Below are 24227 nucleotides of genomic sequence, written 5' to 3' on the forward strand. Positions count from 1 at the left end.
TATCCACCTGTTCGCATCAATAATACACGTAAGTTCAAAAAAAGAAGCGTTAGTGAGCAATAAACCACCAATCTAAAATAAGCACTTTATTGATACATAACAGTAATCTCATCGCCACGATTGCTTAATATAAGCAACCTAATGACAAAGTAACGGATAATGAACGTGTTAAACAAGATTCGCAGTCAACTAGTAAAGAACGCAGCTAATATTTTGCGTTCTCCAGTCCAGTTATTACCACAGCCAATTCAGCAAAAAGCGTTGCTGGAAGGGCTAAAAATGGTGTTTAAAGAAGCCTTGGAAGATGGTGACTTTGAGTTCCTTGAAGACAAGTGGTTAAAAGTTGCGATTAAAGACTTGAACTTAGCATGGTACATCAGCTATCAAGACGAAAAATTGGTGGTAGCTGAAAAACCAGTTCAGGAAGATGTGAGTTTTAGTGGTAATCTAAACGACCTAGTACTGATTGCTGGTCGTAAAGAAGACCCTGACACACTGTTCTTCCAACGTCGCCTTTCAATTGAAGGTGATACTGAGCTTGGCTTAGAAGTGAAAAACTTAATGGACAGTGTCGACTTAGAGCAGTTACCGAAAGCAATGCAAGTCGCTTTGAATCAATTGGCTGATTTTGTTCAGAAAGGAGTTCAAGCGCCTGCACAACCAACCGGAGTAGCGAATGCTTATTCGAACTGAAGCCCCAGCGGACATTCTTACCATTGACCGCTTATTGAAACACGCCTTCCCGACGGAAGCTGAAGCTGAGCTTGTGATGCGTTTGCGCGAAAACAGCAAATTCACGCTTTCCTTAGTCGCGTGTACAGATGAGGGAGAGGTGATAGGCCATGCTTTATTTAGCCCTGTGACCTTAAATGGCGAAGATTTGTCATGGCAAGGGCTAGCGCCATTAGCTGTTCATGAAGATTACCGTCGCCAAGGCATCGCTGCAGAGTTGATCAAAGAAGGTTTTGATTCACTGCGTGATTTTGGCTACCCAGTGTGTGTGGTGTTGGGCGATCCTGATTATTACGCGCGCCAGGGTTTTCAATCATGCGACGAGATGGGCTTTGAATGTGCTTGGGATGTCCCTAAAGGTGCATTTCGAGTCGCAGAGTTGGTCGAAGGTCAATGTGCTGGACGCTCCGGACGCATAGACTATGCGCCAGAGTTCTCTGAACTGTAAATGAAAGAAGCCCACGACTAAGTGGGCTTCTTTCTTATTCACTGAAAACTGAGATAGGGAGGTTAGGATGACTGGTTACTTTTCTTTTTGCCCCAGACCTCTATTTTCGCTTTTTTACTTACCCCTAGCAGGCTGAGTTTTGTGCTTCCCCAGCTACTGTAAGTCATTTCAATCTGTTTTAGCTTGGCTTCTTTTGTACCTGGAAGGCTCCAGGCACGAGTCGACAATCCGCTTGTTAGTACGCCCATAGAGGAAAGTTTTTTCTCACTACCATCTGTCATGACGACTTTTAAACCATTAATGTCTACCGTTCCTTGCACACATTTTAGTTTTATTTTACTGAAGCTTCGGTTTCGGAATAGGCTATTTGGTGTCACGGTATCTGTTTCTGTATGAAAGTTAACGGTTTTCGTTGCAATCAGCTCCCACTCATCGCTGTTATTAGCAAAAACACTCATGCTGGTGGCGGCTACCAGTGTGCAAAGTAGTAGCGTATTTAAGAATTTCATAATGTACCTCATATGTCATACCCAATGTGTGGCTGTTGGCAAAACGCTATGTTCAGGAATATCCAAATCATCTCATTGTGTTCAGGTGTTCCTTGAAGTCCTTTAGGTATAATCGCGATAATTTGATAGGATTGCCCTCGTTCAAATAGGTGACGGAAAATGTCAATTAACGAGAAACAGTATTTACGTGAAATGGGGATCAGCACATGGGAGCTGGTGCACCCTGAAAGACTGGAAGGCTATCAATCGCCATTATTGGATTTGCAAAGTTCATGTAAACTCCTATTGGTATCGCCAATATGTCCAGAAAACGAGACGGCATTGATGTTTGAGCGCGTATTAAAAAGCATTAAGCTCACGCTTGATGATGCGCTACACCTAGAGCCTGAGCGCTTATCCATGCTGGGTGAACATCAGCTAGAGTGGGTGTGGTTTGCAGGCTGTGAGGCTGATCAAAGCATCAAGGCAAAGCACCTGACCTCGCCACTATTACAAGATATTGATGGTAATAACGAACAGCGCCGCGCATTGTGGCAACAAATCTGTTCGTACTCTTCTTAACGGAGCTAATGCGTGACAATTGAAATTACGCCGATGCGTGCAGAGCACCTCGACCAAGTTTGGCAAATCGAGCAGCAAGCACATTCTCACCCTTGGGCCGAATCTTTGGTTCGTGACTTATCCAGTCGCGGTGCTTGCCATCATGTGATGCTGGAAGGCTCTCAAGTGGTTGGTTACTTCTATGGACAGAATATTGTTGGAGAAGTGACACTATTAAATATTGCAGTAGCGCCTTCTCAACAGGGCAGAGGGCTAGGGCAAAAATTGCTGGACGCGTTTATTGAATACTGTGAACAAGCCAAAGCAGAGAGTGCTTGGTTAGAAGTGCGTGAAAGTAATCACCCAGCTATCCATATTTATGAGCAAGCAGGTTTTAATGAAGTGGACCGTCGTTACAACTATTACCCAGCTAAATCGGGAAATGGTAAGGAAGACGCCATTATCATGAGTTACTTATTTTTGAGTTAGTTTTAGGCCGTTACTAATTACCTCATCAACACTTATGCTTTAAATGCGTATCCGGATTCGAGGCTTTTGAATATGTAATAATAATTTTTTGAATTTTTACATCTCTTTGTGTGGAGCTGGCTTTCCCTTGTTAGTTGCAGGTAAAGGCTGGTGAGCCGAGTAAATTCAGTTCATGTCTTTCCAGTTTGCTAGCACAGCGATAATAAGCGAGAATACCGCACAATATCGAATAGTAGATATGCTTGCCTATTTTGTGAGCATGAAAGTAATTTAGAAGATTAACTAATGTCAAATCCCCTTTTTTTAGGCGAAGTGTCTAAGCGCAGAACGTTCGCTATTATTTCTCACCCGGATGCGGGTAAAACCACCATTACTGAAAAAGTACTGTTATTCGGAAACGCGATCCAAAAAGCAGGTACGGTTAAAGGTCGTGGTAACGCACAGCACGCAAAATCAGACTGGATGGAAATGGAAAAGGAACGTGGTATCTCGGTTACTACTTCTGTAATGCAGTTCCCTTACAACGATTGTCTGGTAAACCTACTTGATACGCCTGGACACGAAGACTTCTCGGAAGATACTTACCGTACTCTAACGGCAGTTGACTCATGTCTGATGGTTATCGATGCAGCGAAAGGTGTTGAGGACCGTACTCGTAAACTAATGGAAGTTACACGTCTACGTGACACGCCAATCGTAACCTTCATGAACAAACTTGACCGTGACGTTCGTGATCCAATGGAAGTATTGGATGAAGTAGAAAACGAATTGGGCATGATGTGTGCGCCAATCACATGGCCAATCGGCTGTGGTAAAGAGTTTAAAGGTGTTTACCACATTCACCGTGATGAAACGATTTTATACGAATCAGGTCACGGTCATGAGATTCAAGAAGTTCGAATCATCAAAGGTCTCGATAACCCAGAGCTTGATGAAAAAGTTGGTGCAGGCCTTGCGGAAAGTGTTCGAGAAGAGCTTGAGCTTGTCATGGGTGCTTGCCCTGAGTTTGATTTGGAAATGTTCTTAACCGGTGATCTTACGCCAGTTTACTTCGGTACTGCATTAGGTAACTTTGGTGTGGATCATATGCTAGACGGTCTAACTGAATGGGCTCCAGCGCCGAAAACTCGTCAAGCGGTTGAACGTGAAGTTGAAGCGACTGAAGAGAAGTTCTCTGGTTTCGTATTTAAGATCCAAGCGAACATGGACCCAAAACACCGCGACCGTATCGCATTCATGCGTATTGTATCGGGCACTTACACGCAAGGTATGAAGATGAACCACGTTCGTCTTGGCAAGCAAGTGAGTATCTCTGATGCAGTAACCTTTATGGCTGGTGACCGTGCACGTGCAGAACACGCTTACGCCGGTGACATCATTGGTCTACACAACCACGGTACTATTCAGATTGGTGATACCTTTACGCAAGGTGAATCATTGAAGTTCTCTGGTATTCCGAACTTCGCTCCGGAACTATTCCGTCGTATTCGCCTGAAAGATCCACTAAAGCAGAAGCAGCTTCTCAAAGGCTTGGTTCAGCTATCAGAAGAAGGTGCGGTACAGGTATTCCGTCCTCTACAGAACAACGATCTGATCGTTGGTGCCGTTGGTGTACTTCAGTTCGATGTTGTTGTGGCTCGTTTGAAATCTGAGTATAACGTTGAAGCGATTTATGAAGGCATTAACGTTGCAACTGCTCGTTGGGTTGAGTGTGGTGATGCGAAGAAACTGGATGAGTTCCAACGCAAGAATCAAGCGAACTTAGCATTGGATGGTGGTGATAACCTAACGTATATCGCCCCAACAATGGTTAACTTAAACTTGGCGAAAGAGCGTTTCCCTGACGTTGATTTCCGTGCGACGCGTGAGCACTAATTTGCGCGGTTAGGGTAAGCCTTAACGCAAACTAGATTTTAAAACGCCCTTGGCTATAAACTTAGCCAAGGGCGTTTTTATATAAGGATAAGATATGAATTGGTTTAAACGTGGGCTAAAGCGTTACGACAACTGGTGTAAAGAGATGGGGTTAACTCCCGATCAGAAACGTAGTTGTGTCCCATATCGAAAAGACCCAGCCCATCAAACTGAAGAGAAGAGTGAAGCCCAACCATCCTCTGATTTTCTGCCCGCAGATACAGATAAAAAGCGTCAAGATGAAGCTCTTTGATACGCACTGCCACTTTGATTTTGATGTGTTTCAAGATGACTTTGCACATCAACTTGAGCTTGCTCAAACGCAAGGCGTCGCAAGAATTTTGATTCCTTCCGTCGGTCCGCAAAACTGGGCTCGTATTCAAACTTTGGCAGAGCAACATGCCAATTTGTATTATGCGCTCGGCTTTCATCCGTATTTTCTTGAAGATAACGTTGAGCAGCACCTTACAGAGCTAGAAGGCTATCTAAATCAAAAAGGGCAGCAGTGCGTGGCAATAGGAGAGTGTGGTTTAGATTTTGCCATTGATGTTGATCCACAGTTGCAAGAAAAGATACTTGAAGTTCAATTTGAGCTGGCTAGACGCTTCGAACTCCCAGTTATTTTACATAGCCGAAAAGCGCACAATCGCCTCATTCAAATGGTGAAAGCGGCGAATCTCCCTAGAGGTGGTGTGCTACACGCTTTTTCTGGGAGTTATCAGCAAGCCATGGAGTGGGTCAAATTAGGTTTTTTTATCGGTGTAGGAGGAACGATTACCTACCCAAGAGCCAAGAAAACACGCGACGCAATTCAAAAATTACCACTCGAAAACCTAGTAATCGAAACAGACGCACCAGATATGCCTATACTTGGATATCAAGGGGAGTCAAATCACCCAGCCAAACTCATTCACGTCTTTAATGAGCTCGTAGAGTTGCATAACGGCCGAAAGCAATCGATTGCCTCTCAACTGTGGAAAAATAGCAATTTTGCTTTCTCGATATGTGAATAAAATCTAAAAATGTGGTTTGAAATCGAAAACGTTTTCCTGCTTATTGTGAATTAACTCACAAAGCTGGTTGAATCAATCATGAATCTTATAGGAAAGTGTGAGGCTGGCATTACTTTAATTGATTCTGCATGAGTATAATTGCCCCCGCTTTATAGCTCCATTTTGTAACACGCCAATAAATAACTTATAAGGAAGTCATAAACTATGAGCCTGTTTATGAGCCTAATCGGTATGGTAGTGCTTCTTGCGATTGCAGTGGCATTTTCTAACAACCGAAAAGCTATCAACTTTAGAACTGTGGGTGGCGCATTCGCTATCCAATTCGCATTAGGTGCATTTGTTCTGTATGTACCTTGGGGCCGTGATCTACTAAACGGTTTCTCTTCAGGTGTTTCTAACGTTATCAACTACGGTAACGATGGTTCATCATTCCTGTTCGGTGGTCTTGTTTCTGACAAGATGTTCGAAGTATTCGGCGGCGGCGGTTTCATCTTCGCATTCCGTGTTCTTCCTACACTGATCTTCTTCTCTGCACTGATTTCAGTTCTTTACTACATTGGCGTTATGCAATGGGTTATCAAGATTCTTGGTGGCGCACTACAAAAAGCGCTAGGCACTTCGCGTGCGGAATCAATGTCAGCAGCAGCTAACATTTTCGTAGGTCAAACTGAGGCACCTCTAGTTGTTCGTCCATTCGTTCCAAAAATGACTCAATCAGAGCTATTCGCGGTAATGTGTGGTGGTCTAGCTTCTGTTGCTGGTGGTGTACTAGCTGGTTACGCATCTATGGGTGTTCCACTAGAGTACCTAGTTGCGGCATCATTCATGGCAGCACCAGGTGGTCTACTGTTCGCTAAAATCCTTCACCCTGAGACTGACCAGCCTCACGAAAGTATCGAAGAAGCGATGGACGGCGGTGACGACAAACCAGTTAACGTAATCGACGCAGCTGCGGGCGGTGCGGCTTCTGGTCTACAACTTGCACTTAACGTAGGTGCAATGCTAATCGCATTCGTTGGTCTAATCGCGCTAATCAACGGTATGCTAGGTGGCATCGGTGGTTGGTTCGGCATGCCAGAACTAACACTAGAGCTAATCCTAGGTTACGCGTTCTCTCCACTAGCATTCCTAATCGGTGTTCCATGGGCAGAAGCTGTAACAGCTGGTTCATTCATCGGTCAGAAAATCGTAGTGAACGAATTCGTTGCTTACTTGAACTTCACACCATATCTAGGTGAAAACGCTCAAGTAATCGCGGCAACTGGTGAAGTAATGTCTGAGAAGACAACAGCTATCATCTCATTCGCACTATGTGGTTTCGCGAACCTTTCTTCTATCGCGATTCTACTTGGTGGTCTAGGTAGCCTTGCACCAAACCGTCGTAGTGACATCGCTCGCATGGGTGTTAAAGCAGTTCTTGCAGGTACGTTGTCTAACCTTATGGCAGCGACAATTGCAGGCTTCTGCTTAAGCCTTGCAGCACTATAATTAGAATCGGTTCTTAATATATAGACGCCGTTTTACATCATGCCCTGTAGCAATCATGCCCTGTAGCAAGAGATTGCTGCGGGGCATTTTTCGTTTTTCGGGCTCCAAAATTTCATCGGGTGTTTGCCTTAGTCGAGGTATTACGCAGTCAATGGAATAGGGGCTAGGAAATTTTGAGATACAAACCGTTTGCGCTCTATTTGGTGCTACAGTTTTGCGGTGAAACTCTATAATGTATTAATCACAGGATAGTGGTTAAGCTTGATTCTTAATCACGTAATGAATATTACATAATCGATGGGCAAATGAATTGCCCTGCAATATTAGATCTAATAGGCGTTTTGCTTTGTGATGTGATATTAAAGACACCGCAATCATAGATTGTTGTGCCATAGGCCAAACTGGTACTGTGCGGTGACAAGGATAGCAATTGGCATATGATAAATTTTCGCTGTATATGCCGAGTCTTCAGGGAACCAAGTCCGTTCATTAATAGACTGTTTAGCCATTTACTCACATTGTCTCGACTTGTTGATTATAGTTAAAGACGTGATGTAAGGCTGAGTAGTGAATTTTTTGAATATTGATCGGAGATAGAAATGAGCGATTTAAAAGCAGCAGCGCTACGTGCACTTAAACTTATGGACCTAACTACGTTGAATGACGATGACACTGATGCAAAAGTGATCTCACTATGTCATGACGCGAAAACAGCAGTAGGCAACACAGCTGCAATTTGTATTTACCCTCGCTTTATTCCTATTGCTAAGAAGACACTTCGTGAGCAAGGTACGCCAGAGGTTCGTATTGCAACAGTAACGAACTTCCCACATGGTAACGACGACATTGAAATCGCAGTTGCTGAAACAAAAGCGGCGGTTGCTTACGGTGCAGACGAAGTTGACGTAGTTTTTCCTTACCGCGCGCTAATGGCGGGTGATGAGAAAGTAGGCTTCGAACTAGTTAAGCAATGTAAAGAAGCTTGTGGTGACATTCTTCTTAAAGTGATCATCGAAACAGGTGAACTAAAAGAAGAAGCACTAATCAAGAAAGCATCTCAAATCTGTATTGAAGCAGGTGCTGACTTCATTAAAACTTCAACTGGTAAAGTGCCAGTAAACGCAACACCAGAATACGCTCGCATGATGCTTGAAGTTATTCGCGACATGGGTGTTGCAGAAACTGTTGGTTTCAAACCAGCAGGTGGTGTGCGCACTGCTGAAGACGCAGCTGCATACCTAGCAATGGCTGACGAAATCCTAGGTGACAACTGGGTTGATGCTCGTCACTACCGTTTTGGTGCGTCTAGCCTGCTAACCAACCTACTAAATACATTAGAAGTATCGGACGACGTCGCTGATCCAACAGCGTACTAATTCCAATAATACGTCTGAACGGTAGCACCTAAACGGGTGCTACCAAACCTCTTCTATCCTACTACAACCATGGCTCAAAAGAGCTTGGGAGGCACTAATGTATTTACCACAAGAAATCATTCGTAAAAAACGTGACGGCGAAGTCCTAACCGCCGATGAAATCAACTTCTTTATTCAAGGCGTAGCGAACAACACGGTATCTGAAGGTCAGATTGCGGCGTTTGCTATGACGATTTTCTTTAATGAAATGACCATGGATGAGCGCATCGCCTTAACGTGTGCAATGCGTGATTCGGGCATGGTTATCGACTGGAGCCACATGAACTTCGGTGGTCCAATTGTCGACAAACACTCAACCGGTGGTGTGGGTGACGTAACTTCTTTAATGCTTGGCCCAATGGTGGCAGCGTGTGGCGGTTTCGTACCTATGATCTCTGGCCGCGGTCTTGGTCATACAGGCGGTACGCTGGATAAACTTGAATCTATCCCTGGTTACAACATTACGCCGAGCAACGATGTTTTTGGTCAAGTAACCAAAGACGCTGGTGTGGCGATCATCGGTCAAACTGGTGACCTTGCTCCTGCGGATAAGCGTGTTTACGCGACTCGTGATATTACCGCAACGGTAGACAATATCTCCCTGATTACGGCGTCGATCCTTTCTAAGAAACTGGCGGCGGGTCTGGAATCGCTAGTGATGGACGTAAAAGTGGGTTCAGGTGCATTTATGCCAACTTACGAAGCGTCTGAAGAGCTAGCAAAATCAATCGTTGCGGTAGCAAACGGTGCTGGCACTAAGACTACGGCAATTCTTACGGACATGAACCAAGTATTGGCGTCTTCAGCGGGTAACGCAGTGGAAGTTCGTGAAGCGGTTCGTTTCTTAACGGGTGAATACCGTAACCCTCGTCTACTTGAAGTGACCATGGCTTCATGTGCTGAAATGTTAGTACTTGGCAAGCTTGCTGAGAACACAGAAGACGCACGCGCAAAACTGATGGAAGTGCTGGATAACGGCAAAGCGGCTGAGTGCTTCGGCAAGATGGTTGCCGGCTTAGGCGGCCCAGCAGACTTCGTAGAAAACTACGACAACTACTTAGAAAAAGCAGAAATCATCAAGCCAGTTTACGCAACAGAAACGGGCATTGTCTCTGCAATGGATACACGTGCTATCGGCATGGCTGTGGTTGCTATGGGTGGTGGTCGTCGAGTTGCTACTGATGAAATCGACTACGCAGTTGGTTTCGACGAGTTCATCCGCCTAGGTGAGGTCGCAGACAGTGATAAACCTCTTGCGGTCATCCACGCTCGCACTGAAGAGCAATGGGAAGAAGCGGCAAAAGCACTGCGCAGTGCAATCAAAGTAGGTGGTGAATACACACCAACTCCAGAGGTTTACCGCCAAATTCGTGCAGAAGATATCTAATAGAACAAGTAATTACACAAGGCCTACTCAACCATAATAAAAAGCCGAGTGGGCCTAAGGAACGAGCAATGAAAAGAGCATTTATTTTAGTACTAGACTCATTCGGTATCGGTGCAACTGCCGATGCTAAAGAATTTGGTGATGTAGGTTCAGACACACTAGGTCACATCGCTGACCAATGTGAAAAAGGCTTAGCAGATAACGACAATCGCCAAGGTGCACTTCGCCTTCCAAATCTATCGAAACTTGGTTTGGCAATGGCGCATAAAGAATCGACAGGTCGCTTCGCACCTGGACTAGACGCAGACGCTGAAATTATTGGTGCATACGGTCATGCAGCAGAGCTTTCTTCAGGTAAAGACACGCCGTCTGGTCACTGGGAAATCGCAGGTGTTCCTGTTCTGTTTGACTGGGGTTACTTCACTGACAAAGCAAACAGCTTCCCGAAAGAATTGACTGACCGCATTCTTGAGCGTGCAGGTCTTGACGGTTTCCTGGGTAACTGCCACGCATCTGGTACTCAAGTTCTTGACGATCTTGGTGAAGAGCACATGAAGACTGGCAAACCAATCTTCTACACTTCTGCTGACTCTGTATTCCAAATCGCATGTCACGAAGAGACTTTCGGTCTAGACCGTCTACTAGAGCTTTGCCAAATCGCACGTGAAGAGCTAGAAGATTACAACATTGGTCGTGTTATCGCGCGTCCATTTGTTGGTGCTGGTAAAGGTCAATTTGAGCGTACCGGTAACCGTCGTGACCTTTCTGTTGAGCCACCATCAGCAACGGTTCTACAGAAACTTGTTGAAGAGAAGCAAGGCAACGTGGTTTCTATTGGTAAGATTGCTGATATCTACGCAAACTGCGGTATCACTAAGAAAGTGAAAGCGACAGGTATCCCTGCATTGTTCGAAGCAACGCTAGAGCAAATCAAAGAAGCGGGCGACAACACGATCGTATTCACTAACTTTGTAGACTTCGACTCAGCTTACGGTCACCGTCGTGACGTAGCGGGTTACGCAGCGGCACTTGAGTACTTCGATGGTCGTATCAACGAAGTGCTAGAGATTATGGAAGAAGACGATGTGCTTATCCTAACAGCAGACCACGGCTGTGACCCAACATGGCCAGGCACTGACCATACTCGTGAGCACATCCCAGTATTGGTTTATGGTCAAAAAGTACCAGCTGGTTCTCTTGGCCGCCGCGAAACATTCGCAGATATCGGTCAAACATTGGCAAGTTACTTCGGTACTTCTCCAATGGATTACGGTAAGAACTTCCTATAATTAGTTAGGTTTTTGAAAACTAGGAGCTTGATTGCTCCTAGTTTTATGTTTGCAGTATGTAAATGCTGCTTGTCGGAAATGATAATACTCTGGCTTATATCGCCTTAAGCGCGGAGCGCTAGAGAAAGGTTAAGGAAAAGAAAATGGCAACTCCACATATCAATGCTGAAATGGGTGCATTTGCAGACGTCGTACTGATGCCTGGCGATCCACTACGTGCCAAATACATCGCAGAGACTTTCCTTGAAGATGTCGTTCAAGTGTGTGACGTTCGTAATATGTTTGGTTACACAGGCACATACAAAGGCCGTAAGATCTCGGTAATGGGCCACGGTATGGGTATCCCATCATGCTCGATTTACGCAACTGAACTAATCAAAGACTTCGGCGTGAAGAAAATCATCCGTGTTGGCAGCTGTGGCGCAGTGAATGAAGACATCAAAGTGCGTGATGTTGTGATCGGCATGGGTGCATGTACTGACTCTAAAGTGAACCGTATCCGCTTTAAAGGTCATGACTTCGCGGCAATCGCAGACTACAACATGGTTCGTGCGGCAGAAGACGCTGCAAAAGCTCGCGGTATTGACGTTAAAGTTGGTAACCTATTCTCAGCAGAGCTTTTCTACACGCCAGATCCAGAAATGTTCGATGTAATGGACAAGTACGGCATTGTTGGTGTTGAAATGGAAGCGGCTGGTATTTACGGTGTTGCGGCAGAATACGGTGCAAAAGCTCTGACAATCTGTACGGTTTCTGATCATATCAAGACTGGCGAACAGACTACATCTGACGAGCGTCAAACGACATTCAACGACATGATGCTAATCGCACTAGATTCAGTATTGCTTGGTGACGAAGAGTAAGCGACGAAGAGTCATTCTATTTTTCTCTCTCAAGAGCTAAAAAAACAGCCCGCACATTGCGGGCTGTTTTTATATGAGTTGTTAGCGCTACCTAGTTACTTGGTTAGCAGCAGGTTTGGCGCTTTTTTACGACGTATCGGTTGTCGACGTAAAATCAAGATGAACAACATGCCACAGACAAAGCTCATTAAGACCATCATGTACATATAACGATCGCTCTTGCGATAGTGGTGGTCAGAAATAGCCGTCACCCGGCCCGTCTCAAAAGTCACGCGAACAAAACCGATAAGCGCACCATCTGCAAAAACTGGTTCAACCAACTGCTGGCGACCAATGGAAGCTGTTGCCAAAGGCGTATCCAGGCCAAGAACTTCGCGTACCGATAATGCCTCTTCACTAGACGCTAAACGTACACCCTGTGCATCGTAGATTGTTGCATCAAACACTAAACGGTCTTGTGCTAGTTGGTTTGTTAGCTGAAGTAATCGTTCTTGATCTTTAGTTAAAATCATCTCACTGGCAGAAAGAGACGCCTGTGAAATCAAAACTTTGGTGAGTGTTTCAAGCTGTTGTGCTTGAATTTTCTCATTACCCTTACTGATCACAACACTGTTTTTTATTGTGATAAACAACATCACACACAGTAGGATTAGTGCCAGAATTCTTAGGGCATTCCTTACTGAGAACAAAGATTCACTCATGCTCTTTACTCATCCATTTAAAATAAAACAAAGACTTGCCTTTTTAGTTTGTTGAGGTAACGTTTTAGCAAAGTCATAAGGGATTATATACATGGACGCGTCAAAAAGCTTGCCTATCAGAAAACATACGACACTTTTAAAACGATTACCCGAGACTCGATTTGCCTCCCAATTAGATAAAGCAAAAGCAAACTGGATCGTATTTGCTGAGTACCTTTCGCCAAGTCACTTCGAAGACATTGATTTCTTCACCGGCTTTTACAACCCGATACTAGAAACTTGGAAAGTTGGCCAATATGAAGTAGCCCTGATGGCCGGAGAGTTGACTCCTCAACATGAAACGATCTTACAAAGTCTCAACCTAGATTACGCCTCGCTTAATGAAGTGCCCGATCTATCAACCCAAGGGTTGATTGTATTTGATATGGATTCAACGGCGATCCAGATAGAGTGTATTGATGAAATCGCGAAACTGGCAGGAGTAGGGGATGAGGTCGCTGAAGTCACTGAACGTGCCATGCAAGGTGAGCTGGATTTTGAGCAAAGTTTACGTCAGCGAGTTGGTAAGCTCAAAGGTGCCGATGAATCAATTCTTGAACAAGTTCGTTCCCAGTTACCATTCATGCCGGACTTTGAAGCGCTAATTGCGACGTTGAAAGCCTTGGGCTGGAAAACAGCGATTGCCTCCGGTGGTTTTACTTACTTCTCTGATTACATCAAAGATAAAGTCGACTTAGACTTTGCTCGCTCCAATCAATTAGAAATTATTGACGGCAAACTCACGGGTAACGTACTTGGCGATGTGGTAACGGCGCAGATGAAGTCTGACATTCTAGTGGAACTGGCGGATGAATATGAAATTGAGCAGCACAACACGGTTGCTGTCGGTGATGGCGCTAATGATCTTGTGATGATGTCGGTGGCAGGATTAGGGATTGCGTATCACGCAAAACCAAAAGTGGAAGCTCAAGCGCAATCAGCGATTCGCTTTGCAGGGTTGGGCGGTGTGCTCTGTATTTTATCTGGCGCATTGGTGAAGCAGCAAAAGGTCAGCTGGAAAGCTAAACCTTAACCATCCATTCAAAAACACCGCTAGAAAGGCGGTGTTTTTTTTCAATTTGGTATGACTTTGAATTTACTCGGTTAACTCCAATCTAATTACAACCTCTTCAGTAATGTCTTCAAATTCACTGTAACCAACGAGCGCTGTTAACTCTTTTTCTAACTTGCTCGCTTGATGTACGCCAAATTGGGTTAAGTCACTTAAATCTTGTTGCAGTAATGATGTCATCGGATCGAAAATTGGCGCAGTAGAAAGGCGAATCACGTAAAAGTCACCCATCATTCGCGCTTTCTTTATAAATTGAATCCGCTCTTTTACGCTGTTGAACTCTTGATGAAGCTTTGACTCAATACCTGTAATTTTATTGCCTACTTTTGCGGCGCTTATGTAGATATCCTGATGTCTGGCTTGAGCACCTTCTACACGTTTTATTGGCTCTGCGATTAATGTGCTTGTCCGGCCTTTAAAGATAGGTTCAAGTGACAACAGTTGGTCATGCCCAAGACGGGCAAAAAGCTCAATGTGTTTAGGTAGCGGCAAGTTCACCCCGATAACGGGGGTTTTGATTGAAGATGACGTACTCTTACTGATAAAAATGGGCGTGCTCAGCGTACGCGAGAGCAACATGCAGTGCAGCCTTTCAAGTAGAGCATTACTTGGTAGCGTCTCTTTTTGCGGGATTAGCTTGTCTTGATTGTGCTCGATAATGCTGTTGAAAAAAGCGATTACCTTCATGGTTTGGCTGCTTTCATCAATAACTAGCTGCACGCTACAACCATCTGGGCTTACACGAATTACTCGATATGGCACCGACATTAACGGCAATTTTTTATCGTAGAGTTGTAATTCTCGAAAGTTGATTCTTACCTCTTGCCCAGAACGTAACATCGTGGGCTCACTTAGCCTAATTCCGAGTCCTCGTTTGGAAAGGTCAACAGTACAGCCGCCTGTTTTAGTTTGTCCTGAGTACAACTCTAAAGGTGTTTTAAAACGATAACGAGGCTCTTTACGACGAGACTTTGCATCAAAATAAATGCCCTTTGGATTGCCGATAACTCTTCTCGGATGACGAAACGCGTTTAACGTATTAGCGGGTAAGCGCGGCTTTTCAGTTAGCAGGTAATCCTGCCCTGATTTTTCGTCAGCAATTTCTTGCAAAATACCAATATGAGTCAGTGATTGAGACGTTTCTGCCAACTCTGGAGAGAAAGCTGCTAGGTCTTCCTGCTCTTGCTCTGATAGTTCAAAGATTGAAATTCTAAAGGCGCGCCAACTCTCTCGTTTGCCACCTAAATGCCAAAATAGCTGGCGCTGTTCGCGAGTTGCTTCTGGGCGAAACATCGAATAGAAATAGGTTCGATTCTCGTGCTCGTGAGTAAATGAATAAAGGACATTGGTTGTTCCTTTAACACCAGGCTTAATGAGTGACGCGATGCGTTGCTCGTTGAATAAGGAACCAAACATTTGCTGGTTTCTCTCATCGTGCCAGTATTGCCAAAGCTTTTGATTGTTTGGCGTTAACATTGCTAATTTTAGGTCACTACCATCAAAGAATAGAGGCAAGCTGCTGGTGTGCTTTAGTGCGATGTGCTCATAACCGCGAGTTCGAGCTCGAATAATCTTGTCTTGATTGTCGTGACGAGCCCTTTTAACAGCACTGTTGAGCGCTTCATCTATCACTCTGGTGACGACATTGGTATCAGTTAAGCGTATGGTTCTGAGGTATCGAACTGAGTCATTTTCGTAACAGTCATCAACCGCGAGTATGCGGTATGCAAGCGGTTTCTCTATACCTGCAACGTTAGATTTGCTGGCAAATTCAGTAAACGTGACCTGAATAATTTCCCCAAGGTTATATTTAAATGCGCTAGGGACTTTAAACTTTGCGCCAGAGCTAGATAAATCAATGCTTAATCCATGAAGAAGCTGTCCTTTAGAACGGCAAATTTCAACTTGAGATTGGACTTTCAAGCGTTTTTCTTGGCGCTTTAAATCGTAGCCTAGGTGAACGGGTTCTGCTAAGAACGGGCTTTTAGGATCCGTTAACGATTGCGTTTTTTGCTGAGTAAGGCGCTTGCTCATTACGCGAAAGTTATTTCGCGTGTTGACCAATGCTTCCCACATTCCTTCCGTGTAGCAGCCAAACTTTTTGATGTTTTTATGGTAAGCGTTGAAAGCAACATCATCCAACCAATGTGGAATGCCATCCAAAATATACTCGCGACATTCGCCTTGAACGCGACCTCGCAAATCAATGCTTTTTTTGCATGGAGCCATTAAGCGGTTAAGTTCCATTTTAACCAAAATTTTGGCCGAAGGCGGCTCTTCCTCGGTCAGTTGGCCAAGGACAAAGTCAAAGTCATTCGTACCGTAAACGGGAATGAGTCGTTCTGCGAGCGAGAGAATTTCAGATTGCTGCATTATTTCTGTTAGAGTATGTCGTTACTTTAAATTGTATCGGCTAAGCGAAGTAATACTTAAGTATATCAATAGTTCATTTCAGTTCAGGTCTGACTTGGCTGTGCTTAGTCACATTTGTAGAAAAAATTGAGGCATCATGGCGAAAGCAAAACGAGCGTATGTTTGTAATGATTGTGGCGCGGACTTTCCCCGTTGGCAGGGGCAGTGTAACGCATGTGGTGCATGGAATACGATAACAGAAGTACGTATCGCAGCATCGCCAACCGTTGCTCGCAATGAACGCTTAAGCGGCTACGCTGGTTCCGCAACAGAAGCTACGGTTCAAACGCTATCCGAAATTGATCTGCAAGAAGTACCTCGCTTCACCAGTGGGTTTAAAGAGCTTGACCGCGTGTTGGGTGGTGGTGTTGTACCAGGTGCCGCAATTTTGATTGGTGGTAACCCTGGCGCTGGTAAATCAACCCTTCTGTTGCAAACCATGTGTAGTTTATCTGCGCAAATGCCAACGCTTTACGTAACCGGTGAAGAGTCATTACAGCAGGTGGCAATGCGTGCTTCCCGATTGGGCTTGCCGAAAGATCATTTAAAAATGCTATCGGAAACGAACGTCGACAAAATTTGCCAAATCGCCGAAAAAGAGCAGCCTCGTATAATGGTAATAGACTCGATTCAGGTGATGCACGTTTCTGATGTTCAATCGTCGCCTGGCAGTGTTGCTCAGGTACGTGAATCTGCGACGGCTCTGACACGATACGCAAAACAGAATAATGTTGCGGTATTTATTGTTGGTCACGTAACAAAAGATGGTACCCTTGCGGGCCCCAAAGTTCTTGAACACATTATCGACTGTTCGGTACTACTCGATGGTGGAACGGATAGCCGATTCCGCACTTTGCGTAGTCATAAAAACCGTTTTGGCGCTGTGAATGAGCTTGGTGTCTTTGCAATGACAGGCCAAGGATTGAAAGAAGTGAGTAACCCATCAGCGATCTTCCTTTCTCGTGGTGAAGAAGAAACATCAGGCTCTTCCGTCATGGTGGTTTGGGAAGGCACGCGCCCTCTGCTAGTAGAGATTCAAGCGCTGGTGGATTACTCGCAGTTAGCCAACCCTCGTCGTGTTGCGGTCGGCTTGGAGCAGAACCGCCTATCACTTTTGCTCGCTGTGTTGCATAAGCATGGTGGCTTACAAATGGCAGACCAAGATGTCTTTGTTAATGTGGTTGGCGGTGTTAAGGTGACGGAGACGAGCGCTGATCTTGCTTTAGTTATGGCGCTTTTATCGAGTTTTCGTGACCGTCCACTCCCTAAAGATGTGGTGATTTTTGGTGAGGTAGGGCTTGCGGGCGAAATCCGTCCAGTGCCAAGTGGGCAAGAGCGTTTGAATGAAGCGTTCAAACATGGTTTCAAGAAAGCCATCGTGCCAGCAGCCAACATGCCGAAAGGTGGCATCCCTGGCATGCAAATTCACGGCGTTAAGAAATTGTCGGAAGCTATAGAGGCTTTTGACGAGCTGTAATGCTCATAAGAATGGTATTTGTGCAATCACAAACTGTTCTATTCGTCCTCAATAAAATACGAATAAAGTACATAAATTGCTGTGTTTGACTATGCTTTGGGGACGGAAATTTCACGTTAAAATTTTTTTTCTTCCATCCGCACGCAAGGGTATCAGTATTGACAGAATGTGATATACTCTGCGCGCACTTTATACCTTATTAACAGAGTAAGACAATGACTGATTTATCAAAATACAGAAACATTGGTATTTTTGCTCACGTAGACGCGGGTAAAACTACCTCTACAGAGCGTATCCTAAAGCTAACTGGTAAGATCCATAAGATCGGTGACACTCACGACGGTTCAACTACTACTGACTTCATGGAGCAGGAAGCTGAGCGTGGTATCACAATCCAGTCTGCAGCAACAACTTGTTTCTGGAACGATCACCGTCTAAACATCATCGATACTCCTGGACACGTTGACTTCACTATCGAAGTTTACCGTTCTCTAAAAGTACTTGACGGTGGTATCGGTGTATTCTGTGGTTCTGGTGGTGTTGAGCCTCAGTCAGAAACTAACTGGCGTTACGCTGACGAATCACACGTATCACGTCTGATCTTCGTTAACAAACTAGACCGTATGGGCGCAGATTTCTACAAAGTTGTAGATCAAGTACAGAACGTACTAGGTGCTACACCTCTAGTTATGACTCTACCTATCGGTATCGAAGAAGATTTCGTAGGTGTTGTAGACGTACTAAGCCAACAAGCTTACGTATGGGATGAGTCTGGCCAACCAGAGAACTACGAAGTTCAAGATATTCCAGCAGACATGGTAGAGAAAGCTGCTGAATACCGTGAAATGCTAATCGAAACTGCTCTAGAGCAAGACGAAGATCTAATGATGGCTTACCTAGAAGAAGGCGAAGAGCCATCTCTAGAAGACATCAAACGTTGTATCCGTAAAGGTACTCGTGATCTAGCATTCTTCCCAACTTACTGTGGTTCAGCGTACAAGAACAAAGGTATCCAACTTATTCTTGACGCGGTAATTGATTACCTACCATCTCCAACAGAAGTTGATCCACAGCCTCTAACTGATTCAGAGACTGGTGAGCCAACTGGTGAAGTTGCGACTGTATCTGCAGACGAGCCACTACGTGCTCTTGCATTTAAGATCATGGATGACCGCTTCGGTGCTCTAACCTTTATCCGCATCTACTCTGGTAAGATGAAGAAAGGTGACACAATCCTTAACTCTGCAACTGGTAAAACAGAGCGTATCGGCCGTATGGTTGAGATGCACGCGGACGAGCGTAACGAGATCGATTCAGCACAAGCTGGTGACATCATCGCTGTAGTTGGTATGAAGAACGTTCAAACTGGTCACACTCTATGTGATCCTAAGCACGAATGTACTCTTGAGCCAATGATCTTCCCAGATCCAGTAATCTCTATCGCAGTTAAGCCTAAAGATAAAGGCGGTTCTGAGAAGATGGGTATCGCGATCGGTAAAATGGTTGCAGAAGATCCATCATTCCAAGTTGAGACTGATGAAGATTCAGGCGAAACTATCCTGAAAGGTATGGGTGAACTTCACCTAGACATCAAGGTAGATATCCTTAAGCGTACTTACGGCGTTGAGCTAGAAGTTGGTGCTCCACAGGTTGCTTACCGTGAAACTATCACTCAAGCAATCGAAGATAGCTACACGCACAAGAAACAGTCTGGTGGTTCTGGTCAGTTCGGTAAGATCGACTACCGCATCAAACCAGGTGAGCCAAACTCTGGCTTCACGTTCAAATCAACAGTTGTTGGTGGTAACGTACCTAAAGAATTCTGGCCTGCAGTTGAGAAAGGCTTTGCGTCAATGATGGAGCACGGTGTTCTAGCTGGCTTCCCTACTCTAGACGTTGAAGTTGAACTATTCGACGGTGGTTTCCACGCAGTTGACTCTTCAGCTATCGCTTACGAAATCGCAGCGAAAGGTGCATTCCGTCAGTCTATGCCTAAAGCTGGCGCGCAACTTCTTGAGCCAATCATGAAAGTTGACGTGTTCACTCCAGAAGATCACGTTGGTGACGTAATCGGTGACCTTAACCGTCGTCGTGGTATGATCAAAGACCAACAAGCAGCGTCTACTGGCGTACGTATCAAGGGTGATGTACCTCTATCAGAAATGTTTGGTTACATCGGTACTCTACGTACTATGACTTCTGGTCGTGGTCAGTTCTCTATGGAGTTCTCACACTACGCACCATGTCCAACAAACGTTGCAGAGCAAGTAATTGCTGACGTTAAAGAGCGTAACGCTAAGAAGTAATTCTTAAGTTAACTCTATAACTTGAAAGCCCCGCTTAGTGCGGGGCTTTTTGTATTTAGCAGTCTTATACGCAGAGCGTGTTTGTTTTATTCCTATTTAGCGTTTGTTTTGACGATTGTTATGATGCCGTTCTAGTACTGTTGCCTTTTAGGTCAATGGTCTTAAAGTCTGGTACCACTGACTTTTCAAATATTTCTATTTCTTCCTTCAACCATTGCGCAAACAATTGAGCTTTAGGTCTTTTTAAGTAGCCTTTTGGCGCACACAAGTAATACGCAAAGTTGGGCTTGATAGCGATATCTCCAATTCGGACCAATTTGCCAGAACGAAAATATTGATGGGCTAAACTGTGTTTTACTAATGCCACGCCTTGAAGTGATAGTGCAGCCTCAAGCACGAGATGTGATCCACTGTATTTTAAGGTAGGCTTTGCTGCGCAGTGACCCAAGGTTGCTAACCACATATTCCAATCAAGATCAGGCCAAACATCTTCAATCAGCTCAGCTTTGCTTAAATCCTCGATGTTATAGATCCCGTGCTCTTTCTGGTACACCGGATGACAAGCAGGATAAAAAGCTTCGTCCATCAGCCATTGTGATTCTAAATTGGGATATTTTCCTAAACCGTAACGAACACATAAATCTATCTGACTATCTTGAAAAGACACCAAATCATTGGTTGGTTCTAATAGCAAGGCGATATCAGGGTGACGCTGGCGAAAAGCCGTAATTTTCGGGACTAACCAATGATGAGCGAAAGAGGGGAGTGTTGATATCGAAAGGTGGTTCGGGTTTGGATCTTGATTGACTAATCTAACCCCTTGCTGCAAATGAGCAAACCCTCTTTCTGCCTGACTAAACAGTAGCTCTCCCTCAGGTGTGAGCACGATTTTTCTGTGCTGACGAACAAATAGGTCCGTGCCTAAGAACTCTTCTAAATGACGAATTTGCTGACTAATGGCCGCTGGCGTAACAAACAGTTCTTTTGCTGCCGTTTTAAAGCTTCCTTCCTTTGCTGCAACGAAAAAGTAATACAAGCCCTGTAAGGGAGGCATTCGATCTTTCACATTAGTTTTCCTTAACTCTATGGCAGATTCTATCGTTTGAGGATATCAGCGTAGTCGCTGATTATTAAGTGGTCAACATTGTATAGGGAACTTTGAAATGGAAAACATGACACACACTTGTGAGCGTACTATACCTACTGCCCATCAGAGCGGGTTACAGTTAATTTATTCTAAACTGGCGGCTTGGAGAAGGAACTATAAGACACGTCGTCACTTGAGAGAGTTACCAAAGCACCTTTGGGACGATATTGGATTAGGTGAAAGGGAGATTAGTTGTGAAGTGAGTAAGCCATTCTGGAGAGAGTAGTCTATGAGTTTGATTCAAGCTCAAAGTTAAGTTGCACTCCCCAATGGTGTTGAGGAGTGCAAGCAAAATTACAAGTCTTCTTCCCACACGACCAATTCATCTTTTGGCCAATTGTGGCCTATCTCATGATACTTTTGTTCGAGCACATGACGTTTAATTTTAAGCGTTGGCGTCAGTACGCCATTTTCTATACTCCAAGGTTCTTTAATCATTAACACACCTTTGATTTGCTCATGAGAGGCGAGTTCTTGATTCATCCTGGCAATAACTTTACGTGTGGTACGTGCGTATCGCTCTCGATCAAAGTTAGGGAAGTCATGTGGCACAACCAAAAGAATTGGAGCGGGTAGCCCTAAACCGATGAGACACATCATCTCTACGCGACTGTACTCGAAAAGCTTTTTCTCGATAGGAACCGGAGAGACAAATTTACCTTTGGCGGTTTTGAAGTTATCTTTTTTACGGCCTTGAATCGTTAGATAACCATCTGAGTCGATAGCGCCGATATCGCCTGTGTGTAGCCAGCCCTCTGAATCAAAAGACTCTTGGGTGGCAATATCATTTTTGTAGTAGCCAGAAAATAGCCCTTTGCCACGCACCATGATTTCATCATCGGCTGCGATTTTTAACTCAATGCCTGGCCCTGCATTACCGACACTACCAATTTTGTCAGCTCTAAATGGGTAGTTGAGCGTGCTGTAGGCAAATGATTCCGTCATCCCCCAAGCCTCTGTGATATCAAGGCCCACTGAGTGGTACCATTCCAACAACGCTGGCGAGACAGGTGCAGAGCCACAGCCTAATACTCGAGCCTGATCTAAACCTAGACCATCTGCTAGCTTTTTCTTGATCAAAGAATTGACGAATGGGATTTTCAACAGAATATTGAGCTTCTTCTGTGGAAGTTTGTCTTGAATACGTTGCTGGAATAGCGTCCATAATCGTGGGACGGAGATAAACAGAGTTGGTCGGTGCATCTTCACATCTTCGATAAAAGTGTCCAGTGACTCTGGAAATGCTGTTGGCACGCCACCCATAATCGATGAACCGAAGATATAAACACGCTCTGTAATATGAGCGAGCGGTAAATAAGAGAACAATCGGTCGTTTTCTTGGATACCAATATGATTGATCAGTTGCTGAACAGACCAACTGAATGCGCCGTAAGTTAGCATCGCGCCTTTCGGTAACCCTGATGTGCCTGAGGTATACACCAACGACATTAGCTTGTCATCGTAATGCTGCGGACGCTCTTCACTTGGCACTGCATCAGCAATGAGCGCTTGGTATTCGTGCTTACACTTAGGTGCCGTGTCATAAGGTAGAGCGATGCTAATGAGTTCAGGCATAGCATCAATGACTTGCTGAGTTGCTTTGGGATCATCGAGTTTTCCGCCAATGATCGCTTTACTTTCACTATGAGTCACACAGTATTCGATGGTGTCTGCACCGGCGGTAGGAAAGATTGGCACACTGACATAGTCACCAAGCATCATAGCAAGATCGCAAATAAACCATTCTGCACAGTTTTTAGATACTAACGCGACTTTGTCGCCAGGCTTTACACCAAGCGTGCGTAATGCGCTGACAAGTTTTAAGGCTTGATCTGCAACATCAGAGAATGTGTACTCAACAAACTGTCGGTTAATAATTTGTTTTAGGTAGACCTCATTTGGACGCTCTTGAGCCCATTTGAGGATCATTTCATTTGGTGGTGGGAGAGCGCAACCAGCAGCGCTATTTAGATTCGGCTGATTCATTTTAAGTGACTCCATGTCTTCTCATTGTATTTATAATTGTTAACGCATTGTTAACTTTAGCATGTTAAATCGCGACACGGGAATGCATTTTGATGAAATATGTGGGGAAGATAGCGTTAGTTGTTCTGACAGTTGCTACAAATAAAGCCTAAAACTGCTGTCGATAATTTGCTGGAGACAGACCTGTTTTTTTCTTAAAAATTCGAGAAAAGTAAGAAACGTCTCGATACCCGCACTGATAAGCAATGTAAGCAATTTTCATCGATTCATTTTCAATTAGCATTTTCTTAGCTAATGAAATGCGTTTCGCCGTGACATAATCACGAAAGCACATACCCACTTTACGGTGGAAAACTTTGGAAAAGTAGTTCGGCGAGTAATGACAAAGAGCGGCTGCTTCCTCTTCTCTTAGGTCCTTATGAACGTTATTGGCGATGTAATGGACTACGTCTGAAAAGTTTGACTTGCCGCTTCGAGAGAAAAGTTTATCTACCGAGATTTGTTCTTCGTCTACTTTACTATGCAAAAAGTATTTCAATTTTATTTGTGAAAGCCAGATAGGAAGAGTGAGCTCGTTCAACTTATAATATTCCGCACAAATATGCTTGGGCGGCAAGTGAGGAGCCGTATCTTTTGGAGATACGACGATCAGTTTTTTGTCGAGGTTTTTACAGAGCGTTATAACACCTTTCAAGTGCTCTTGATGATCACAGGTTATGTAGTAAAAGAAGTAGCTATGTTCTTTATCACTGAGGACTGAGATATCTTTACTGCAGTCCATAATGTCAAAGCACCCATCAAACTCACAACGAAATTGTTCCGGCAGCGAGCAAAGGGTCTCTCCTATCCAGTAAGCTTTGGTCTGTTTATCCATATGAATCCTGCTCAGTACGTACTACACCAATGTTAGTATGCATTGAGGTCAGTCGAGCCTCATTCCTTGAGCTTCAGACCTCACCCTTTCGTTTATTAAGCTTAGGCTTATATAGTCATACTGCAA

The 24227-nt window shown here is 44.5% G+C and carries 23 protein-coding genes; 16 read left to right on the top strand and 7 right to left on the bottom strand.

Translation table 11 applies throughout. The features are described 5' to 3' along the window. Nucleotides 1-165: 165 nt before the first annotated feature. On the top strand, nt 166-693 hold the full coding sequence (locus R7Q48_RS13315) for a ubiquinone anaerobic biosynthesis accessory factor UbiT (protein WP_005394645.1): 528 nt from the start codon (nt 166-168) through the stop codon (nt 691-693). After that, nucleotides 677-1180, top strand: coding sequence for a GNAT family N-acetyltransferase (locus R7Q48_RS13320; RefSeq protein ID WP_005380119.1), 504 nt, complete (start codon nt 677-679; stop codon nt 1178-1180). Before R7Q48_RS13315 ends, R7Q48_RS13320 begins: the two co-directional genes overlap by 17 nt. A 62-nt stretch (nt 1181-1242) precedes the next feature. Here R7Q48_RS13320 and R7Q48_RS13325 read toward each other — a convergent pair whose 3' ends face one another. Further along, a complete protein-coding gene (locus R7Q48_RS13325; RefSeq protein WP_031781040.1) occupies nt 1243-1689 on the bottom strand; it encodes a hypothetical protein in 447 nt (148 codons plus the stop codon). A 159-nt stretch (nt 1690-1848) separates the two neighbouring features. Between R7Q48_RS13325 and R7Q48_RS13330 the strand changes: the two genes are divergently transcribed. The 6 genes from R7Q48_RS13330 to R7Q48_RS13355 all read left to right on the top strand — a co-directional run bounded on the left by R7Q48_RS13330 (nt 1849) and on the right by R7Q48_RS13355 (nt 7133). Beyond that, on the top strand, nt 1849-2250 hold the full coding sequence (locus R7Q48_RS13330; RefSeq protein WP_005380121.1) for a DNA polymerase III subunit psi: 402 nt from the start codon (nt 1849-1851) through the stop codon (nt 2248-2250). 12 nt (nt 2251-2262) lie between these two features. After that, on the top strand, nt 2263-2718 hold the full coding sequence (gene rimI, locus R7Q48_RS13335) for a ribosomal protein S18-alanine N-acetyltransferase (protein WP_005380122.1): 456 nt from the start codon (nt 2263-2265) through the stop codon (nt 2716-2718). Between the two features lie 285 nt (nt 2719-3003). Beyond that, entirely contained in the window at nt 3004-4593 is a 1590-nt protein-coding gene (prfC, locus tag R7Q48_RS13340) for a peptide chain release factor 3 (protein WP_005380123.1), read from the top strand. Nucleotides 4594-4687: 94 nt separating this feature from the next. Continuing rightward, nucleotides 4688-4885, top strand: coding sequence for a DUF5363 family protein (locus R7Q48_RS13345; protein WP_005380125.1), 198 nt, complete (start codon nt 4688-4690; stop codon nt 4883-4885). Then, nucleotides 4872-5645, top strand: a complete 774-nt coding sequence (locus R7Q48_RS13350) for a TatD family hydrolase (RefSeq protein WP_005380129.1) — start codon at nt 4872-4874, stop codon at nt 5643-5645. The genes R7Q48_RS13345 and R7Q48_RS13350 overlap by 14 nt, the downstream gene beginning before the upstream one ends. A 204-nt stretch (nt 5646-5849) precedes the next feature. Then, complete coding sequence (locus R7Q48_RS13355) at nt 5850-7133, top strand: NupC/NupG family nucleoside CNT transporter (RefSeq protein WP_005380131.1); 1284 nt, start codon at nt 5850-5852, stop codon at nt 7131-7133. A 374-nt stretch (nt 7134-7507) separates the two neighbouring features. Here the strand turns inward: R7Q48_RS13355 and R7Q48_RS13360 are convergent, their stop codons facing one another. Further along, complete coding sequence (locus R7Q48_RS13360; RefSeq protein ID WP_005391675.1) at nt 7508-7642, bottom strand: hypothetical protein; 135 nt, start codon at nt 7640-7642, stop codon at nt 7508-7510. Between the two features lie 90 nt (nt 7643-7732). On the opposite strand from R7Q48_RS13360, the gene deoC reads away from it, so the two are divergent. The 4 genes from deoC (at nt 7733) to deoD (ending at nt 12087) form a co-directional block, all read left to right on the top strand. Continuing rightward, the gene (deoC, locus tag R7Q48_RS13365; protein ID WP_005380133.1) at nt 7733-8509 is read left to right on the top strand and encodes a deoxyribose-phosphate aldolase; all 777 of its coding nucleotides are present in this window, start codon (nt 7733-7735) and stop codon (nt 8507-8509) included. Nucleotides 8510-8606: 97 nt separating this feature from the next. Further along, nucleotides 8607-9935 carry a thymidine phosphorylase gene (gene deoA, locus R7Q48_RS13370; RefSeq protein WP_005380134.1) on the top strand — a complete coding sequence of 443 codons (1329 nt, stop codon included), beginning with the start codon at nt 8607-8609 and terminating at the stop codon, nt 9933-9935. Nucleotides 9936-10003: 68 nt separating this feature from the next. Then, nucleotides 10004-11224, top strand: a complete 1221-nt coding sequence (locus tag R7Q48_RS13375) for a phosphopentomutase (RefSeq protein WP_005386434.1) — start codon at nt 10004-10006, stop codon at nt 11222-11224. A gap of 143 nt (nt 11225-11367) precedes the next feature. Beyond that, a complete protein-coding gene (gene deoD, locus R7Q48_RS13380) occupies nt 11368-12087 on the top strand; it encodes a purine-nucleoside phosphorylase (RefSeq protein ID WP_005380140.1) in 720 nt (239 codons plus the stop codon). Between the two features lie 95 nt (nt 12088-12182). Here the strand turns inward: deoD and R7Q48_RS13385 are convergent, their stop codons facing one another. Next, nucleotides 12183-12788: a YtjB family periplasmic protein gene (locus R7Q48_RS13385; RefSeq protein ID WP_005391677.1), complete on the bottom strand. Its 606-nt coding sequence runs from the start codon at nt 12786-12788 to the stop codon at nt 12183-12185. Between the two features lie 91 nt (nt 12789-12879). On the opposite strand from R7Q48_RS13385, the gene serB reads away from it, so the two are divergent. Beyond that, nucleotides 12880-13860 (top strand): phosphoserine phosphatase, encoded by a 981-nt coding sequence (gene serB / locus R7Q48_RS13390; RefSeq protein WP_005386439.1) that lies wholly within the window; start codon nt 12880-12882, stop codon nt 13858-13860. 63 nt (nt 13861-13923) lie between these two features. Here the strand turns inward: serB and R7Q48_RS13395 are convergent, their stop codons facing one another. Further along, nucleotides 13924-16272 carry a PilZ domain-containing protein gene (locus tag R7Q48_RS13395; RefSeq protein WP_206953300.1) on the bottom strand — a complete coding sequence of 783 codons (2349 nt, stop codon included), beginning with the start codon at nt 16270-16272 and terminating at the stop codon, nt 13924-13926. A gap of 136 nt (nt 16273-16408) precedes the next feature. Here R7Q48_RS13395 and radA point away from each other — a divergent pair, with 136 nt between their 5' ends. Together radA and fusA are read left to right on the top strand one after the other, a co-directional pair. Continuing rightward, complete coding sequence (gene radA, locus R7Q48_RS13400) at nt 16409-17788, top strand: DNA repair protein RadA (RefSeq protein ID WP_005386443.1); 1380 nt, start codon at nt 16409-16411, stop codon at nt 17786-17788. 215 nt (nt 17789-18003) lie between these two features. After that, nucleotides 18004-20094 carry an elongation factor G gene (fusA, locus tag R7Q48_RS13405; RefSeq protein ID WP_005386444.1) on the top strand — a complete coding sequence of 697 codons (2091 nt, stop codon included), beginning with the start codon at nt 18004-18006 and terminating at the stop codon, nt 20092-20094. Nucleotides 20095-20212: 118 nt separating this feature from the next. Here the strand turns inward: fusA and R7Q48_RS13410 are convergent, their stop codons facing one another. Further along, complete coding sequence (locus tag R7Q48_RS13410; RefSeq protein WP_017820432.1) at nt 20213-21160, bottom strand: LysR substrate-binding domain-containing protein; 948 nt, start codon at nt 21158-21160, stop codon at nt 20213-20215. Nucleotides 21161-21266: 106 nt separating this feature from the next. Between R7Q48_RS13410 and R7Q48_RS13415 the strand changes: the two genes are divergently transcribed. Beyond that, nucleotides 21267-21467 (top strand): DUF1127 domain-containing protein, encoded by a 201-nt coding sequence (locus tag R7Q48_RS13415; protein WP_224721253.1) that lies wholly within the window; start codon nt 21267-21269, stop codon nt 21465-21467. 68 nt (nt 21468-21535) lie between these two features. Here the strand turns inward: R7Q48_RS13415 and R7Q48_RS13420 are convergent, their stop codons facing one another. Then, complete coding sequence (locus R7Q48_RS13420; protein ID WP_206953302.1) at nt 21536-23227, bottom strand: AMP-binding protein; 1692 nt, start codon at nt 23225-23227, stop codon at nt 21536-21538. A gap of 148 nt (nt 23228-23375) precedes the next feature. Continuing rightward, nucleotides 23376-24101 carry a helix-turn-helix domain-containing protein gene (locus tag R7Q48_RS13425; protein ID WP_130545037.1) on the bottom strand — a complete coding sequence of 242 codons (726 nt, stop codon included), beginning with the start codon at nt 24099-24101 and terminating at the stop codon, nt 23376-23378. Nucleotides 24102-24227: the final 126 nt, after the last annotated feature.

It is taken from the genome of Vibrio sp. 378 (assembly GCF_033339435.1).

What these genes read in the sequence shown, in the direction of transcription:
- R7Q48_RS13320 (WP_005380119.1), top strand. Translation starts at nt 677, where the DNA reads ATGCTTATTCGAACTGAAGCCCCAGCGGACATTCTTACCATTGACCGC.
- R7Q48_RS13325 (WP_031781040.1), bottom strand. Translation starts at nt 1,689, where the DNA reads ATGAAATTCTTAAATACGCTACTACTTTGCACACTGGTAGCCGCCACC.
- R7Q48_RS13330 (WP_005380121.1), top strand. Translation starts at nt 1,849, where the DNA reads ATGTCAATTAACGAGAAACAGTATTTACGTGAAATGGGGATCAGCACA.
- prfC (WP_005380123.1), top strand. Translation starts at nt 3,004, where the DNA reads ATGTCAAATCCCCTTTTTTTAGGCGAAGTGTCTAAGCGCAGAACGTTC.
- R7Q48_RS13345 (WP_005380125.1), top strand. Translation starts at nt 4,688, where the DNA reads ATGAATTGGTTTAAACGTGGGCTAAAGCGTTACGACAACTGGTGTAAA.
- R7Q48_RS13350 (WP_005380129.1), top strand. Translation starts at nt 4,872, where the DNA reads ATGAAGCTCTTTGATACGCACTGCCACTTTGATTTTGATGTGTTTCAA.
- R7Q48_RS13355 (WP_005380131.1), top strand. Translation starts at nt 5,850, where the DNA reads ATGAGCCTGTTTATGAGCCTAATCGGTATGGTAGTGCTTCTTGCGATT.
- R7Q48_RS13360 (WP_005391675.1), bottom strand. Translation starts at nt 7,642, where the DNA reads ATGGCTAAACAGTCTATTAATGAACGGACTTGGTTCCCTGAAGACTCG.
- deoC (WP_005380133.1), top strand. Translation starts at nt 7,733, where the DNA reads ATGAGCGATTTAAAAGCAGCAGCGCTACGTGCACTTAAACTTATGGAC.
- deoA (WP_005380134.1), top strand. Translation starts at nt 8,607, where the DNA reads ATGTATTTACCACAAGAAATCATTCGTAAAAAACGTGACGGCGAAGTC.
- R7Q48_RS13375 (WP_005386434.1), top strand. Translation starts at nt 10,004, where the DNA reads ATGAAAAGAGCATTTATTTTAGTACTAGACTCATTCGGTATCGGTGCA.
- deoD (WP_005380140.1), top strand. Translation starts at nt 11,368, where the DNA reads ATGGCAACTCCACATATCAATGCTGAAATGGGTGCATTTGCAGACGTC.
- R7Q48_RS13385 (WP_005391677.1), bottom strand. Translation starts at nt 12,788, where the DNA reads ATGAGTGAATCTTTGTTCTCAGTAAGGAATGCCCTAAGAATTCTGGCA.
- serB (WP_005386439.1), top strand. Translation starts at nt 12,880, where the DNA reads ATGGACGCGTCAAAAAGCTTGCCTATCAGAAAACATACGACACTTTTA.
- R7Q48_RS13395 (WP_206953300.1), bottom strand. Translation starts at nt 16,272, where the DNA reads ATGCAGCAATCTGAAATTCTCTCGCTCGCAGAACGACTCATTCCCGTT.
- radA (WP_005386443.1), top strand. Translation starts at nt 16,409, where the DNA reads ATGGCGAAAGCAAAACGAGCGTATGTTTGTAATGATTGTGGCGCGGAC.
- fusA (WP_005386444.1), top strand. Translation starts at nt 18,004, where the DNA reads ATGACTGATTTATCAAAATACAGAAACATTGGTATTTTTGCTCACGTA.
- R7Q48_RS13415 (WP_224721253.1), top strand. Translation starts at nt 21,267, where the DNA reads ATGACACACACTTGTGAGCGTACTATACCTACTGCCCATCAGAGCGGG.
- R7Q48_RS13420 (WP_206953302.1), bottom strand. Translation starts at nt 23,227, where the DNA reads ATGAATCAGCCGAATCTAAATAGCGCTGCTGGTTGCGCTCTCCCACCA.
- R7Q48_RS13425 (WP_130545037.1), bottom strand. Translation starts at nt 24,101, where the DNA reads ATGGATAAACAGACCAAAGCTTACTGGATAGGAGAGACCCTTTGCTCG.